This is a genomic window from Streptococcus salivarius (assembly GCF_002094975.1).
GTDB lineage: Bacteria > Bacillota > Bacilli > Lactobacillales > Streptococcaceae > Streptococcus > Streptococcus salivarius_D.
In genome coordinates, this window is record NZ_CP015283.1 from 1,877,187 (window position 1) to 1,893,624 (window position 16,438).

Below are 16,438 nucleotides of genomic sequence, written 5' to 3' on the forward strand. Positions count from 1 at the left end.
ACTAGCTTCTAGGCTTTACATAACCCTGCGAACTTTTCAAGAATACCTAAGCCAATATCCCCTGATTTTTCAGGATGAAATTGGGCACCATAAACATTGTCTTTATGAATCATGGCTGGTACCTCAATACTATAATCTGCGGTCACATCAATGTATTGGCTAGGGATATCTGTGAAATAACTGTGAACGAAGTAGACGGCTTGGCCATCTAAACCATCTGTCAAAGGGCTGGCTTGCTTAACAGCCAAATCATTCCACCCCATATGTGGGACAGGTTGCTCCTTGCTGGCTGGAATAGGACGGCAGACACCTGGAATAAAGCCAAGACCATCTGTTTCTTCATGTTCCAGTCCTTTTTCTGTTAAAATCTGCATGCCTAAACAAATTCCCAAAAGAGGAACTCCCTGTGCGACAGCCTCTTTGATAACAGCTACCAAGCCTCTTCGCTCCAACTCTGCCATAGCCGTTGGATAGGCACCTACACCAGGTAAAATCAAACCATCTGCCGCTAGGATTTTTTCTTTATCGGCAGACAATTCTGCAGTCACACCAATCTTTTCAAGGGCACGCAGAACATTTGCAGTATTCCCCGCATCGTAATCAATGACGATAATCATAGCATCCCCTTTGTCGAGTTTACGCCGTGAATGTCAGGATTGACTGTGATGGCTTCACGCAAGGCACGTCCTGTTGCCTTGAAGAGACTTTCTGACTTGTGGTGATTGTTTTTTCCGTGGAGAATCTTGAGGTGGAGATTCATTTGAACATTGAAAGCCAAGGCTTGGAAAAATTCTTCCACCAGTTCTGTGTCAAAATTACCCAATTTTGGATTATCAAAACTAGCATCAAAGACCAAGAAGCTACGTCCAGACAAGTCTAAACTTGCCATTCCAAGGGTTTCATCCATAGGTACAAAAGCCGTTCCATAACGGTTGATCCCTGCTTTATCGCCCAAGGCCTCTTTAAGAGCTTGACCAAGGACAATGCCGACATCTTCAACAGTGTGGTGACTATCAACCCAAAGATCGCCATCAGCCTTCACCACCAAAGACATACGACCGTGGCGGGCAAACAAGGTCAACATGTGGTCAAAAAATCCGACACCTGTTTGAATATCTACTGGTTCTTGAGCATCTAAATTGAGGCTTAACTTAATTTTGGTTTCAAAGGTATTACGTTCAATTTCTGCTTGTCTCATAACTTCTTCCTCTACTCTCTCAATTATTGTCATTTCTGACTTCAATTGCCTTGGCGTGGGCCTGCAAACCTTCCGCATAAGCCAAGGTTGTGATATCGTGCTGAGCCTTATTGACTGCTGCCTTGTCGTATTGTGTATATTGGATACGTTTGACAAAATCGTGCACGCCTAAAGCTGATGAAAAGCGACTAGTCGCTGTCGTCGGAAGAACGTGGTTGGCACCTGCATAGTAGTCGCCAATTGGTTCACTAGTAAAGTGACCAAGAAAGACGGAACCAGCATTTTCCACTTTTTCCAAGTAATCATAAGCATTGTCCATAGCAATTTCCAAATGTTCTGGCGCAACCAAGTTCATAAGTTCGAACATGGCATCTGTATCATTGGCAATAATAATACGACCGTTATTTTCGACAGATGGACGAGCAATCGCCTCGCGTGGCAAAAGCTTGAGTTGACGTTCAATCTCACTTTCAATCGCATCAGCCAAGGCTTCAGAATCTGTTACCAAAATGGCGCGTGCGCGTGTATCGTGCTCCGCTTGAGACAAGAGGTCAGCTGCCACATAGGTTGGATTGGCACTACTATCAGCAATGACACCAATTTCTGATGGCCCTGCAATCATATCAATACCGACAATACCGTAAACTTGTTTCTTAGCAGTCGCCACGAAAATATTACCAGGACCTGTAATCTTATCCACCTTTGGAATTGTTTCTGTACCAAAGGCCAAGGCCGCAACCCCTTGAGCCCCACCGACTTGGTAAATGCTATCCACACCAGCCAATTTTGCGGCTACCAGAATCGCAGGAACAAAGTGCTCTTGAGGCGGCGTAATCATAATAATCTCTTTAACCCCAGCAATTTTGGCAGGAATAACATTCATAAGAACTGATGACGGATAAGCCGCAGTGCCTCCAGGAACATAAACACCCACACGATTGATAGGACGAATCAATTGACCACGAATAACACCCTCACTTGGTTGGTCCTCAAAACCAGTCTCCAACTGATGTTTGTGATAAGATTCAATGTTTTCTTTAGCATTAACTAGGGCTTGGTAAACCTCTGGATCAATCTCTTTAAAGGCTTGATCAATCAAGTCCTGTCCAACTTCAAAATCAGTCAAGTCAACCTTATCAAATTTAGCTGAATAGTCACGAAGGGCCTCGTCTCCACGTTTTTTAACGTCTTCAATAATGGCTTGAACCGTGCTTTCAACGTCTCTATTTTCTTTTGACAGTTCCAATTGCTCCTGATAAAGAAGCTCCGCAATTTCTTTATTTGTTCCAGTTAATCGTTTCATTCGAACGGTACCTCCTCGTTCCCTACAAGTGATTCAATCTTACAAATGAATGGTAGAACTTCCTTGTTATTTTTCAAAGAAGCCTTATTAACAATCATGCGTGCTGAAATCCTGCAAATATCTTCATAAACTTTTAAGCCATTAGCAACAAGGGTATTCCCTGTTTCCACAATATCGACAATGGCATCCGCTAGACCAATGACCGGGGCAATCTCAACACTCCCCTGAATTGAAATAATCTCAACATCCTCACCCTTTTGATTAAAATAGTCCGTCGCAATGGTTGGATACTTGGTGGCGATACGTTTACGCTTATGGTCATCAGGATTATAGTCTTCTGTTGATGCTACGGAGAATTTACAAAGGCCAAAATTAAGGTCTAACATTTCCAAATAGCCTGTCGGATGTTCAACTAGAACATCCTTCCCAACAATCCCAATATCTGCGACACCGTGTCGGACATAGGTGGTCACATCTGGAGCCTTGACCAATAGAAAACGGAAACGTTTGTCAGGACTTTCGAAAATCAAATTACGGCCCTTATCAGCCATGAAGGACATGTCAAAGCCAGCTTTTTCTAGTAATTTAACTGTATCTTTCTCAATTCGCCCCTTGGTTAAGGCAATTGTGATTTGATTGCTAGTCATCTAAGTCACCTCCAAATTCCACATCATCATGCACTGCTTGATAGACCGAATCGACATCAATGGCCCAACCAACCGCTGTTAACTCGGTAGCACCAAAGCGTTCAAATAGTTTATCGTAGCGGCCACCTGATACAAAGGCATCCGGCACCTTATCACCGAAGACCTTAAACATCATGCCTGTGTAGTAAGGCACTGCTGGCAATTGAGCCAAATCAAGCGTCGTCTCTGGGAGACTATCTGATAAGCGATTGGTTAAGACTTCCAAACTATCCAAGGCCGTCAAAAAGGCTTCACTGTCTGTCAACTGTCTAGCCTTGGTCAAAACAGCCTTGGTCTCACCAAAGAGGAAGGGCAACTGTTCCAAGACCTTGTCATATTGACTTGGATTTTCTTTGGTGAATTCCTTGAGGCCTGTGATTGATTTGTCACGGATATAGGCGGCCAACTCTGCTTCTTTTACTGATGGAAGGTCTAATTCTTCAAAAATGAGTTGCAAGAGACGAGCATGTGAAAACTCAAACTTGTAATTTTTGACACCGGCAGCATCCAGAGCCTCTTTAGCAGATATCACAGCTTCTTCCATGGCCTGGTGAACAGGGAATCCTATGATCTCAATACCAGCTTGCGTATGCTCATTGGATAGGCCACGCATCTCCTCATTGTAGTTAAAGACTTTTCCAGAGTAAGAAAATTTAATGGGTGTATGAACTTGTGTCGAAGCAATCACGCGCCCAATTTGGCTGGTAATATCAGGACGTAGGCTAACAAGATCTCCATTTTTATCAAAGAAATTATAGTTACCATTATCCACAAGATCGCTAAAGACTTCGAAATGCTCCAAGGTTGGTGTCTCAATTCGAAGGAAACCCTTTGTCATCAACAAGTCACAGATACGATGCTCAATCTGATACATGGTACGGGCACGTTTGAAAAGTTTATCGTGCATTCCTAAGGCTAATGTCGTTTTTTTCATGCTTGTAACTCCTGTATTGTCATTAGTACGCGCTCCATCTCATCCTGAGTTCCAATCGAGATGCGTAGTCTGTCGGAAATACGCTCCACTTTTGGAAAATAACGGACATAAATTTTCTTACTTTGGAGATAGTCAAACAATTGGCCTGCAGTCACTCCGTGTGGTTTGACCAAAACAAAATTGGTTTTTGAAGGAAGAACATCAAAGCCAATAGCCTTCAATTCTTGGCTAAACCAGTCACGTGTGGCCATAATCTTAGCGCAGCTATCTTCATAATAATCCCAAGACTTAACGGCTGCAGTCGCCAAGACTTCTGCGATGCTATCCACATTATAGGGATTGACTGAATTCTTGACGGCATTGATCACAGCCATTAGTTTAGGACTTCCGATGCCATAGCCGACACGCAAGCCTGCAAGTGAGGCGTCCTTAGAAAAGGTCCTTGTGATAAACACATTGTCATACTTTTCTAGGAGAGGTAAGACAGTCTCCCCACCAAAATTAATATAGGCTTCGTCGATAATCACAACTACTGACTGGTTGGCCTTTACGATTTCTTCAATTTGATCGAGAGGTTTATAAATACCTGTTGGCGCATTTGGGTTAGTAAGGACAATCCCACCATTTTCAACCAGATAATCTTGAGTATCAATCTCAAATGAAGAGTTCAAGGGCACTTCTCTAAATGGGATGCGATACAAATCTGCCCATACCTTGTAAAAACCATAGGTCAAATCTGGAAACAAGACTTCTTCCTCGCTATTAAAGAAAGCTAGAAATGCCATTGACAAAATATCGTCTGACCCATTTCCAATAATCACTTGATCGGCAGTAACACCTAACTGTTCAGATAAGGCTTGACGCAAAGCAGCTTGATCCAAAGTCGAATACTTGCGTAACTGATGGGCATCAAAGGATGCTAAAGCTTGATGGACTGCTGGACTTGGTCCATAGGCATTTTCATTAGTATTCAACTTAATGATATTTTTCTCAGCAGGCTGACTACCTGCCACATAGGGTTCAATCTTTCGTAATCCTTTGATTTCCATAGTTTATCCTTTCTGTTCAACTCCAACCAAGTGTACGTCTAGCTACAAATACTAAAAGCAAGGGTAACAAAAAACGCCCTCGCAAAAACAACTTTTGCAAGGACGTTGGCACGTGGTTCCACCTTAATTCGAACAGGGGTCACCCCCTCTTCCTCATGAAGTCACAAGGTCTCTCTTGTAACTCCCAGTCTCTAACGGAACCACCCGTCGTACACTACTGTCACCCAGAGTTCGCATACGCTCTCAAGAATGTGTCGTCTTTGATCTCATGCGTTCTCAGCTTCCCGCATTCTCTGTGAAACGATCTGACTTTTTCTATCAACGATTTCGATTTTAATTTATTTTACCTGAAAATTCAGAATAAAGCAAGTCTTTTTTGTATATTTTTATAAAAAGTTGAAAATCATGTATATTTAATAGCAGAAACAAACTACTTTGAAATTGAGTTCAAACAGATAAAAACTTGACGTCTTATATTTTCACAAACCAATTGGATACCTAACGAGACTTCTGACTGTGATAGATTCACTGGAAACCACTACTTTTTTCAAGTACTTCCATCACTATAGACAGTCTCGTTCTATCTAAATTCCTACCACAAAAAAATCAAGCTCAGTTATTTTTTATGAAAATTTCTTTAGGCAAATTCCCAGTTTTAAATAATTTCTTCCTATTATGGTTTGTATATTTATCCTAAATATTTTTTCAAAGTAAGACAAAAAGCCTGAAGCAAAGCTCCAAGCTCTTATTTTAAGCCAATTTTCTAGGTCTGATAAAGCCTGTCATAACACTCAAACAAAGTAGCCCTGCAGCAACATACCAATAAGGCATATCCACGCTAGTCGTACGACCTGAAACCTCAACGATTCCCTTAACCAAGCAGGCACTAGCAACAACGGCAATAGACGAATTAAAGAGTAGTTTTGAAAGACGTGTTTTCACCCAAGACATTCCCACTCCTGTTAGCAGATAGATAAGTGCTCCAGCCAATGGGGCAAAAAACATCATACGCATAAACATGGATGATTCCCCGTAAGAGAAACGTTCATAGACAAAGGTAAATAGAAGGCTAAAAATGGTTAGACCGATATAAGTGAAAAAGTGTCTGCTGGCTGATTTTTTAGTAACCGATGTAAACAATATCGCTCACCGCCCTTTCTGAAATTTTATTTCCGTTTGTAGTTGGCTTATTAATGACTTGACCATTGAAGTACATAGTTGATGAGCCACCACCGTCAAGGTTGTAGGCTGTCGTCACACCATATGATTTCATCAACTCTGCCATTTCATAGAGGGTCAACCCTGACGATTCACTGGTACGACCATCAGAGACAATGACAATATAGTGCACACTGCCATCACTCTCTTCGATGACTCCGATGGCTGTACGTGGATTGTCAGCCATGGCTTGACCAACCTCTTCATTTTCTGATACAGCTACCTTACCATTTTCAATCAAGGTTGGACCAAAGGCGAAGGTGTTCACCACACCTGAATCGACCAATTTTTGAGCCGTTGTATCGCTCTCCTTAAAGGTCTTGAAGCTACCATCTGAATACACTGCGAGGTCCTCGTAGTCACTGTTTCGATCAGTATCACGATAGACTTGACCATTTTTAATCACATAGCCCGACTGGTTAGCGCCATAATAGTCACCATTGATGGCAAAGATTGCATTATTCTGCTGGGCAATACTTGAAGTAGTGTCGGTGATGTTAGTCCCATAGGTATTTTGTGCCAAAGCCGTTTTAAGGTAATCTGCACTCGAAAGCTTGATATCTGCCACATAGTATGTGGTATCACTGGTTTTACCTGTCGTGATTTTGATATCCATATTGTCATCTTTATAAGTCGTATCCGTCTTAGTTACCTTACCAGTACTGGTAGATGCCGTCGACGACGCTGTGGTTGAACTAGTTGTATTGGCTGAAACCGTTGAGACCGCTGAGGGAATGACAAAGACCTTTAAGAGAGAGTAAACATTTGCCCCCATCAGAAAAAGGGTAAAAACTAAGGCATAGGCATGCCTTTTGAGAAATTTCATAGAAGACCTCCAATTTTGAAAGATAAGATTGAAACCATATGTTCCTTTTACTTGACATTAGCATAACAAGCGAAGCTTAAAATCTTCTATAATTCCCATAACCACGCCTTTTCTTTAAGCTTTCCTTAAGAAAAAGACAGCTTCAGTTGAAGCTGTCTTCGCTATATAATCATATCTTCTGTAATGCCAAATTCTCTCAAGATCTCCTGAATCTTGTCAAAGTTCAGACGGAAATGCTCCAACTTATGACCATCAGACCCAATAGAATACTTACGACATCCCAAATCCCTAACAAGGCCTAGGGCATAACGGTAAAGGCCCTCGTGATGATAGAGGTACATACTCTTTGCATTCAGTTCAAAAGCCAAATCATTAGCAATCATTTTCTGGAAAATACGTTTGAGTTGTTCTTCATAGACTTTTAGCTCATCAACAGTCACATCAAACAGGCGGAAACCATAGTCAAAGTGGGCCAGAACATCTGCGTCCACACGACCAATAGCGTACTCCAACTTGTCCAGATACTCTTGAATAATGCTTGCCTTGTCCATATCCGCTACCTCATCATCAAGATAATCATTGACCCCATTATGGTGAACAGATAAAAGTTTGAGATCATAGTCCTTACCATCCAGAAAGTCTAAAATATCCCTTTCCCTAGGTTGGTAATAACCAATCTCGATACCACGTTTAATACGATTACCATACTTACGGTTAAGACTTTCAATCTCACGACTATAGGCCTCATACTCGGGCACATCATCCTGTTTGGTATAAGGATTAGAGAGATCATAATGCTCAGTCGTTACAATCTCCCCATCAAAATGCGTCAAATAATCAGTAAAGTTCGCATCCGAATCATAGGAATGATGGGTATGCAAATGGTTATCACGAATAGACATAACTACTCCTTATTTTTCAAATACATTGTAAGTTGCTTATGGGCCAACCAAGTCAAGCTCACCATGATTCCCTCATAAATAATAAAGAAAATCACAAAGCACTGAAGAAAGTACTCTTCTGGCAAAACATTGATAATCGGGTCCAAGATTGGATTAAAGAGCCAACTGCTATCCCCAGGAAAGAGGGCTTCATGAAAGAGCGTAAAAAACTCATCAAATCCGAGAAAAAGCCCCACAACCCCAATAAGGACTGGCAAGAGTGCTAGACTCATATAAAGTTTAACGTAAAGACCAAAGGTCCCTTTCTTCACATTTCGCCAAAGAGAAGTTACTGCTGGATAAGCTAGTAGAATAACAAGCCCCTGTACCAAATGAAAGAGCCACTTCACATCATGAAAATGCTTAAGCCCACTCTCCGATGATGTAAAATCAGGCATGGACAGATGACCAACCCAAGGAAAGGTCAGGTACTGCATGAGGATATTGAAATCATGCCAGAGCTCTGTCTTGCCAAGAATGACATAGTCCAAAAGATGCATCCAATCAATATCAAAATAATAAAAGCCCCATGCCAGATAAATCGTCACTAGGATAGACAGGGCCAAGAGCCAAATCGGAGTCAGAACAGCCTCAATTTTAGTTCGCATCAAAATCCCACTCCACTAGACTAGAAAGTACATGGTCGGGTTTTACTGGTAAATTCGCAACCTCTTCCGCCTTGGTAAATCCAGTTGTCACAAGAAGTGTTGGAAAGTCATTTTTAATGCCAGCTGTAATATCAGTCAAGTAATTGTCACCAACCACGATAGTTTGGCTACGTTCTGTCCCAAGGATTTCAAGAGCCTTGTTCATGATAATAGCTTCAGGTTTACCGATAATGATTGGTTTCACGCGTGTTGCTGCCTCAATAAGGGCTAAAAGGGAACCGGCACCTGGAAGAAGGCCGCGTTCTGTTGGGATATTCAAATCTGGGTTTGTCCCAATAAACATAGCTCCTTTATGGATGGCAAGCGTTGCTTTAACCAACATTTCATAAGTGACTTCACGGTCCAAGCCCACCACAACATAGGCAGGATTTTCTTCGTCTACCGTATAACCTGCATCCGCAATAGCAGATTTAAGCCCAGTCTCACCGATAACATAAACCGTCTTGCCACGATTCATATCGTTCATGTAGTCAACTGTCGCCAAAGTAGCTGTGTAAATGGTCTCAAGAGGTGTTTCCAATTCACACTGATTACGCAAAAGCTCTTGCACCATCTCTGGTGTACGCATACTATTATTAGTCACAAAAAGATAGGGAATCTGACGCTTCTGTAACTCCTTTACGAAGACTTCTCCCTCAGGAATACGATCCTTCCCCTTGTAAATAGTCCCATCTAAATCAATCAAATAACCTTTATATGTCATCCTACTCTTCTCCTATTTCTTTCCATTGGATAATGGCCTGAGCATGAATATTGCCATCAACACAAATCTGATGTTGACTGCTCAAACTTTCTTGGTCAAACTCATAGCCTGAATAAATCTCTGATCCATGATGAATTTCCTTAACATACTTGAGGTCAATATGGGCTGGTGTGTACTTGATCAAAAAATCCAAATCGAAAACATCAAACATCCACTCCAAGTACTTGCTATTATTAACGTGGCCATTCATGTCTAGGTCAAAATAACGCACACGATAAAGCGTCTCAATTGGATTTTCCAAAGCCTTATAGCGAGGCCCTCTAAGCAACTTTTTAGTCTTATCAGCCCCATAAGGTGCTACCACCTCATCTGGCACTTCTGCTACCTTACGCGTTTCATAATCCATGAGAGCAAAAGTAGTCTTAAAGAGCATAATTTGTTGACCAGTTTCATCTGTGATGTAAAAATTACGGTAACAGAAAATCTTATTGTAGGAAATAGCTTCCGTTGTAATGGTCACCTTTTCATTGTAGCGAGGCAGACGGTCAATCTCAATCGCATAGTCTGTCACAATCCAAACCAGACCGTACTTATCAAAAACATCCTTATCCGTATTTCCCAGAGACTCTGACTGCATACCAGATACTTGCAATGAAAACGCTAATAAGTGTGGTAATTTTACCTGATGCGTGATATCCGTCTCATAAAACGGAATCTGATAAGGAATACTAAATTTTAATCCCATCTAATCCTCCAAGATAAATTGCTCAGCGACACTATCACCCAAAAAGAGTCCTCGTTTAGTCATACGAACCACCTCTGGATCCTTGACCAAGAGCCCATCTTCCTGTAGTTTTTTTACAATATCTCCATAAGTATCCGCGAATGACAAGCCAAACTTCTCTTCAAAACGTTTGATGGACACTCCCGACTTTTTACGCAAACCAAGGAAGAACTCCTCTTCCATCATCTCCGCCTTAGTCAGATGTTCTTCGTGAAGTCTAGCATGGCCATCCTCAGCTATAGCCTTTAGGTAATGCTGAATAGGGCCTCTATTGCGATAACGAACACCATTGACATAACCAGAGGCTCCAGCACCCACACCATAATACTCATCATTATTCCAATACATGAGATTGTGACGACTCTCCATCCCAGGTTTGGTAAAGTTTGAAATCTCGTAGTGCTCAAAACCATTGTTTTCCAACTCTTGGATAATATAGTCAAACATCTCTGCCTCCAAGTCCTCAGTTGGCAGATTGAGCTTACCCCGACGCATCTTATTCATAAAGACCGTGTGATGTTCCAATATCAAACTATAGAGACTTAGGTGTGGAATATCCAGTTCCAGTGCCTTTCTCACATTTTCCTTGACCTGATCCATGGTTTGACCAGGAAGGGCATAAATTAAGTCAATGGAAATATTATGAAAACCAGCAGCCTTTAAGCTATCAATACTTTCATAAATCTGTGCCTGATTGTGACTGCGACCAATTTGACGCAAGTGCTTGTCATCAAAGGTCTGAACCCCTAAAGAGACGCGATTAACAGCTGATTTTTTGAGTACTTCAATCTTATCAACCGTCAAATCACCGGGATTAGCCTCAATGGTAAACTCCTCCAACTTAGACAAATCCAAGTTCTTCTGAAGATGACTTAAAAGGTATTCCAATTGCTCCGCAGAAATAGCTGTCGGTGTCCCACCACCAATATAAAGGGTGCGAAGCTCCTTGATATCTAAAAGCTCCCACTCACGAATCAAAGCCCGTAGGTAGTCATCAACGGGCTGATTTTTAATAAAGACCTTGGAAAAGTCACAATAATAACAAATTTGTGTGCAAAATGGAATGTGCACATAGGCTGACGTTGGTTTTGTTTGCATGTAACTATTCTACCATTTTTTAAGCAGAAATGAGACCTCGAATGATAAGAGTTTGAGCCAAAAAAGAAGCCATCTCTCCAGATAGCTTCTATTCTTTATTTTGTTAATGAGAATGGGAAAGCATTATAGTTGCTATAATCAAAGGTTGGTCCCAAGTCAGAGATGAATTGAACTGGCGTGTAAGTTCCATTTTCAAGAATAAAGCCAGGCTTAGCTTGAAAACCAGCTCCCCCTAGTCCTGTAATACCAGGAAGCAAGGTAGAAAAATCGCCACCCTCCCAAACGTAGAGATTTCCAGAAATTTGAACAGCTTTTGCAGTTGTAGAGCTTTGACGATAGGGTTCGTAATCGACATTGAAATTTGCCTTTGAAGTGATGTTGCCATCAGCATCAACTGTAAAACTAATGTCCGTTGCTTGAGGACTTGTACCAGTCCAAGTTCCAACCAAAGCTGCTGGGACAGGAGCGTCACTTTGGGTATCAGCTGTTGCTTGACTAGACTTGTTTGACTCAGAAGCAACACTACCATTTGTCCCTGCTTGAGCATCATTTCCAGCTGTGGCTTGATTTTTTGATGAGCTAGCTTCAGGAGCACTCGCTTCTTCTTGACCTTGAGAATCCTTTGAAGCTGAAGCTTCTGTTTTAGCCTTTTTAGCAGACTGCTTCTCAGATGTTTTTGTTTTAGCAGAGGACTTCACTACTTTAGAAGTTGAAGTTGTAGATGATGCTGTAGTGTCTTTTTCTGACTTAGAGCCACATCCGACAAGTGCTGTAGAAACAGCTACAGATAACAAAACAAGGGAACAAACACGGATAACTTTACTTTTCATTTTCATTTTCATAAACCTCTTTTCTATATTTCTATTATATCTATTTTGTTACAAAAATAAAGTATATTGCGTAACTTTTGTAACATTTATGTAATTTATTGTATCGTTTTCATAAGTTAATGTCGTATTTACAAGTAAAAAAAGTCCATCACTCCTAGAGGAATGATAGACTTTGGGATATTATTAACCACTTTTTATCTGCTAGAGGTATCGTGATTAATCTTTGTCTTGTCTTTCGATATAACCTGAATAGAGATCTCCATAGCTATCCTCTAAGATAACAATGCGCTTGCCACCATCTACAACTGCAAAATAGTAGGAACTTCTCTCATCGTGGTAGATATCATTAACACTCTTAGCCTGATAACCATGTGACTTAAGAGACTTCTGTATTTTATCAAATTCTTTCTGCACCTTATCATTATCTACTTTACCTGATTTGTTCACCAGATATTCTCTTAAAGGTTTAGCAATTAAGATATCTGTATCATCGGAATCTGTAGAAATAACACCATTTTCAGAGATAGTAGCTTTTCCTTCGGCGTCATCATCCTCATCAAATTTCTTCCAGTTACCAACAAAGGCTTTTGGAACCTCCGCCTTATAAAAAAGACATCTCTTTTTAAATTCTTTAGTGTTTGATCCGTGGGAAAATACTTCTGATAAGCCTATGTCTAAAATGACATTTGTTCCATCCTTCTGAACCAGATTATAGTAGCCATATCGTTCAGTCTTAACCAGTATGACCTCTTTTGTATGAAATTGGTACTTCTTGTCAAAATCAGCAATAAATTTTAGTTTTGAATCACTTACCGCCTTTATGCTTCTTTCAAACTCTTGTCGAACCTTCTTACCGAGAGCAACTTCTTTAATATTATCTTCCGTATAGCCAGTAAAAAGTTTTGAATTCTTTTCTTTTAAATCATAAACAAGCCCGTCATTATTACCATTTACCCACAAGCCACCCAAGTTTGTTCCTTTGGAAGAAAACAAAAAGAGGCCAAGACTTGTTGCTACAACAAGAAATAAAGCAATCCCAAGACCAAGAAAAGTCTTCTTGCCAAACTTTTTCTTCTTAACAAAGACAATTTGTTGTGAATAAGCTGGGTTGACCATTTGACCAGTCATTTGATTTGGAAAAGGCATGGCTCCTTCAGTCACGGAATTTCCATTGTTGGAAAAAGTAGCTTGTTTTCCTTCCATAACAAATTCACCATTTAGAAGGGCCTGCTGACACTCCTGAATAGTGGGTTTACGATTATTAATCGCTTCAAAATATTCAATCCATTCTTTTCTATTCATCATCTCTCCTAAGATTTCTTAATAGAAAAATCTATCACTAGCTTGGAAGTGATAGATTTTCCAATTATTTAAGCACTTCTTGTGTCTTAGCGTAGTTAGCTTCAACAGCTTCTTTTTCGGCTTTCCACCAGTCTTGGTGATCTGTGTACCACTTGATTGTTTCTTCCAAACCTGATTCAAAGTTTGTAAATTGTGGCTCCCAACCGAGTTCTTCACGCAATTTTGTTGAGTCAATAGCGTAACGCAAATCATGACCAGCACGGTCTGTGACACGATCGTAAGCATCTTTTGGTTGCCCCATTTTTTCAAGGATGAGTTCAAGAACTTCCTTGTTATTCTTTTCACCATCAGCACCAATCAAGTAAGTTTCACCGATACGGCCTTTAGTGAGGATAGCCCAAACACCAGTTGAGTGGTCGTTAGTGTGAATCCAGTCACGGACGTTTTTACCTTCACCATAAAGTTTTGGTTTAATTCCTGACAAGATGTTAGTGATTTGACGTGGAATGAATTTTTCGATGTGTTGGTAAGGTCCATAGTTGTTTGAGCAGTTTGAAATAGTTGCCTTAACACCAAATGAACGCACCCATGCTTTAACGATAAGGTCTGAAGCAGCCTTAGTTGATGAGTATGGTGATGAAGGGTTGTACTTTGTTTCTGCTGTGAATTTTTCACCAGGACCTTCACCGTGTCCAGGAAGATCTTCACGCAATGGAAGGTCACCATAAACTTCGTCTGTTGACACGTGGTGGAAACGAATATCGTATTTACGAGCAGCCTCCAAGAGTGTGTAAGTACCAATGAAGTTTGTGTGGATAAATGGTGATGGGTCGTTCAATGAATTATCATTGTGGCTTTCAGCCGCATAGTGAACGATAGCATCAGCCTTAGCAGCCAATTTATCAACCAATTCAGCATCAGCAATATCACCAACAACCAATTCAACACGGTCACCAAGGATTTCTTCAATATTGGCACGGTTACCAGCGTAAGTGAGTTTGTCAAGGACAGTCACATGTACGTCTGGATGGTTGTTGTAGACATAGTGTACGAAGTTTGAACCGATGAAACCTGCGCCACCAGTTACGATGATATTTTTATATTCAGTCATTTTTTCTCCAAAAAATATTATTTTTCTTAATCGTTCCTTAAATCAATCTTTTTTAGCTTTCCTTAGGTGAGTACGGACGTCAGCGAACTTCGAAGAAGTTCCATGACTAAGTTTTGAGCCTGATGTCTCAAAACTTCCGAGCACCTGAAACACAATGATTCAGGTGCTTTTCTCACGGCGGAAAGCTAATCATATAGCTCGCTTCGCTCGTTTATAACAAAGCTAAAAACTATATAATGATTTTCTTAATTGTTTCAAGAGCTATATTTTTACAAATCCTCTGGTTTGAGGGGGGTAACGTCTTTGAGCAATGGGTGATTTTTATCTGCTTCTGAGACTTCTGCTTCTTCCAAGTTTTCCCACTTGATATCAAGGCTTGGGTCAGCATAGTTGACAAAGGCATATTTAGGTTTAAGTTCAAGTGCCCAGTAATCGTTTACGAGATAGCTGTATGATACTTTGTCAGACAGAACTTGGAAACCATTGGCAACACCACGAGGAACAAAGATTCCTTTTGAGGCATCAATAACAGTTTGATAAGTATTCCCAAACGTTTCGCCTTCACGGAGGTCAACCCAAGTTCCAAGAACCTTTCCTTCATCTGCCACTGAGATGTATTTATCCCAAGGCTCGGCGTGCAAGCCACGCAAAACATTTTTACGTGAGAAAGAAACGTTATTTTGCAATTTTCCTTCTGCAAAGAATGATTCTGGAAAACCAAGTGGCAACATCTTTTCCTTTTGGAAGTTTTCCTTGAACCATCCACGGTTATCTCCATGAACAGGAATATCAAATTCAAGCAGACCTGGGATGGCATCAATCTTGCGTGCAGCTAATTCTTTACCAAAAAATTGTTCAGTCATTATGCTTCTCCAATCAAACGGAGCAAATATTGTCCGTATTCATTTTTCTTAAGTGGTTGTGCCAATTCAAGAACCTGTTCTTTAGTGATATAACCCATGCGATAGGCAATCTCTTCAAGGTTAGCTACTTGGACATTCTGCAAACGTTGAACTGTTTCGATGTACTGAGCAGCCTGCAAGAGACTTTCGTGAGTGCCTGTATCCAACCAAGCAAAGCCACGTCCCATAAGCTCAACAGAGAGGTCTCCACGTTCTAGGTAAGCCTTGTTAACATCCGTGATTTCAAGTTCGCCACGAGGGCTTGGCTTGATGTTTTTAGCAATTTCCACAACATCATTGTCATAGAAATAAAGACCAGTTACAGCAAAGTTTGATTTTGGATGCTCAGGTTTTTCCTCGATAGAGATGGCATTCATATTGTCGTCAAACTCAACAACTCCAAAACGTTCTGGGTCCTTAACTTGATAACCAAAGACTGTGGCACCTTTTTCCTTAGCTTCAGCACGTTGAAGCATGGCAGAAAGACCATTGCCATGGAAAATGTTATCCCCGAGGACAAGTGCAACACTATCGTCACCAATGAAGTCTTCACCAATGATAAAGGCTTGAGCCAATCCATCTGGGCTTGGTTGTACTGCGTAAGAAAGTGAAATACCGAACTCAGAACCATCACCAAGAAGCTCTTCAAAACGTGGAAGGTCCTGTGGCGTTGAGATGATGAGAATTTCCTTAATACCAGCCAACATAAGCGTTGAGAGTGGATAGTAAATCATTGGTTTATCGTAAATCGGCATCAGTTGTTTTGATGTAGCACGTGTCAATGGATACAAACGTGTCCCTGAACCACCTGCAAGAATAATACCTTTCATAAGAAGGCTCCTTTTTTCTCTAATATATTATCTATATTTTAGCATTTTTCAGCCC

At 40.9% G+C, this 16,438-nt stretch carries 18 protein-coding genes; all 18 read right to left on the minus strand.

Annotated elements, in window-relative coordinates; translation table 11 throughout:
- Positions 1–8: 8 nt before the first annotated feature.
- The 18 genes from hisH to rfbA all read right to left on the minus strand — a co-directional run bounded on the left by hisH (position 9) and on the right by rfbA (position 16,383).
- Complete coding sequence (hisH, locus tag V471_RS08800) at positions 9–617, minus strand: imidazole glycerol phosphate synthase subunit HisH (RefSeq protein WP_004182680.1); 609 nt, start codon at positions 615–617, stop codon at positions 9–11.
- The gene (hisB, locus tag V471_RS08805; protein WP_002884025.1) at positions 614–1,198 is read right to left on the minus strand and encodes an imidazoleglycerol-phosphate dehydratase HisB; all 585 of its coding nucleotides are present in this window, start codon (positions 1,196–1,198) and stop codon (positions 614–616) included. The genes hisH and hisB overlap by 4 nt, the downstream gene beginning before the upstream one ends.
- A 19-nt stretch (positions 1,199–1,217) precedes the next feature.
- Positions 1,218–2,501, minus strand: coding sequence for a histidinol dehydrogenase (gene hisD / locus V471_RS08810; RefSeq protein ID WP_084871411.1), 1,284 nt, complete (start codon positions 2,499–2,501; stop codon positions 1,218–1,220).
- Entirely contained in the window at positions 2,498–3,148 is a 651-nt protein-coding gene (gene hisG / locus V471_RS08815; protein ID WP_002883998.1) for an ATP phosphoribosyltransferase, read from the minus strand. Before hisG ends, hisD begins: the two co-directional genes overlap by 4 nt.
- Positions 3,141–4,121 (minus strand): ATP phosphoribosyltransferase regulatory subunit, encoded by a 981-nt coding sequence (locus tag V471_RS08820; RefSeq protein WP_070849142.1) that lies wholly within the window; start codon positions 4,119–4,121, stop codon positions 3,141–3,143. Before V471_RS08820 ends, hisG begins: the two co-directional genes overlap by 8 nt.
- Complete coding sequence (hisC, locus tag V471_RS08825; RefSeq protein WP_084871412.1) at positions 4,118–5,170, minus strand: histidinol-phosphate transaminase; 1,053 nt, start codon at positions 5,168–5,170, stop codon at positions 4,118–4,120. The genes V471_RS08820 and hisC overlap by 4 nt, the downstream gene beginning before the upstream one ends.
- A 750-nt stretch (positions 5,171–5,920) precedes the next feature.
- On the minus strand, positions 5,921–6,310 hold the full coding sequence (locus V471_RS08830) for a hypothetical protein (RefSeq protein WP_084871413.1): 390 nt from the start codon (positions 6,308–6,310) through the stop codon (positions 5,921–5,923).
- On the minus strand, positions 6,291–7,214 hold the full coding sequence (locus V471_RS08835; protein ID WP_084871414.1) for a phosphodiester glycosidase family protein: 924 nt from the start codon (positions 7,212–7,214) through the stop codon (positions 6,291–6,293). Before V471_RS08835 ends, V471_RS08830 begins: the two co-directional genes overlap by 20 nt.
- 161 nt (positions 7,215–7,375) lie before the next feature.
- Positions 7,376–8,110, minus strand: coding sequence for a PHP domain-containing protein (locus V471_RS08840; protein WP_073686682.1), 735 nt, complete (start codon positions 8,108–8,110; stop codon positions 7,376–7,378).
- Positions 8,111–8,118: 8 nt separating this feature from the next.
- Entirely contained in the window at positions 8,119–8,763 is a 645-nt protein-coding gene (locus V471_RS08845; RefSeq protein WP_073686680.1) for a TIGR01906 family membrane protein, read from the minus strand.
- Complete coding sequence (locus tag V471_RS08850; RefSeq protein WP_084871415.1) at positions 8,753–9,526, minus strand: TIGR01457 family HAD-type hydrolase; 774 nt, start codon at positions 9,524–9,526, stop codon at positions 8,753–8,755. Before V471_RS08850 ends, V471_RS08845 begins: the two co-directional genes overlap by 11 nt.
- Before the next feature lies 1 nt (position 9,527).
- A complete protein-coding gene (locus tag V471_RS08855) occupies positions 9,528–10,271 on the minus strand; it encodes an acyl-ACP thioesterase domain-containing protein (RefSeq protein WP_084871416.1) in 744 nt (247 codons plus the stop codon).
- Positions 10,272–11,408, minus strand: coding sequence for a radical SAM family heme chaperone HemW (hemW, locus tag V471_RS08860; RefSeq protein WP_084871417.1), 1,137 nt, complete (start codon positions 11,406–11,408; stop codon positions 10,272–10,274).
- Positions 11,409–11,503: 95 nt separating this feature from the next.
- Positions 11,504–12,244, minus strand: coding sequence for a hypothetical protein (locus tag V471_RS08865; RefSeq protein ID WP_084871513.1), 741 nt, complete (start codon positions 12,242–12,244; stop codon positions 11,504–11,506).
- A gap of 210 nt (positions 12,245–12,454) precedes the next feature.
- Entirely contained in the window at positions 12,455–13,540 is a 1,086-nt protein-coding gene (locus V471_RS08870; RefSeq protein WP_070579400.1) for a hypothetical protein, read from the minus strand.
- 64 nt (positions 13,541–13,604) lie between these two features.
- Positions 13,605–14,651, minus strand: a complete 1,047-nt coding sequence (gene rfbB, locus V471_RS08875) for a dTDP-glucose 4,6-dehydratase (RefSeq protein ID WP_002884100.1) — start codon at positions 14,649–14,651, stop codon at positions 13,605–13,607.
- A 269-nt stretch (positions 14,652–14,920) separates the two neighbouring features.
- Positions 14,921–15,514, minus strand: a complete 594-nt coding sequence (locus V471_RS08880) for a dTDP-4-dehydrorhamnose 3,5-epimerase family protein (RefSeq protein WP_004182693.1) — start codon at positions 15,512–15,514, stop codon at positions 14,921–14,923.
- On the minus strand, positions 15,514–16,383 hold the full coding sequence (gene rfbA, locus V471_RS08885) for a glucose-1-phosphate thymidylyltransferase RfbA (RefSeq protein ID WP_084871418.1): 870 nt from the start codon (positions 16,381–16,383) through the stop codon (positions 15,514–15,516). Before rfbA ends, V471_RS08880 begins: the two co-directional genes overlap by 1 nt.
- Positions 16,384–16,438 lie beyond the last annotated feature (55 nt).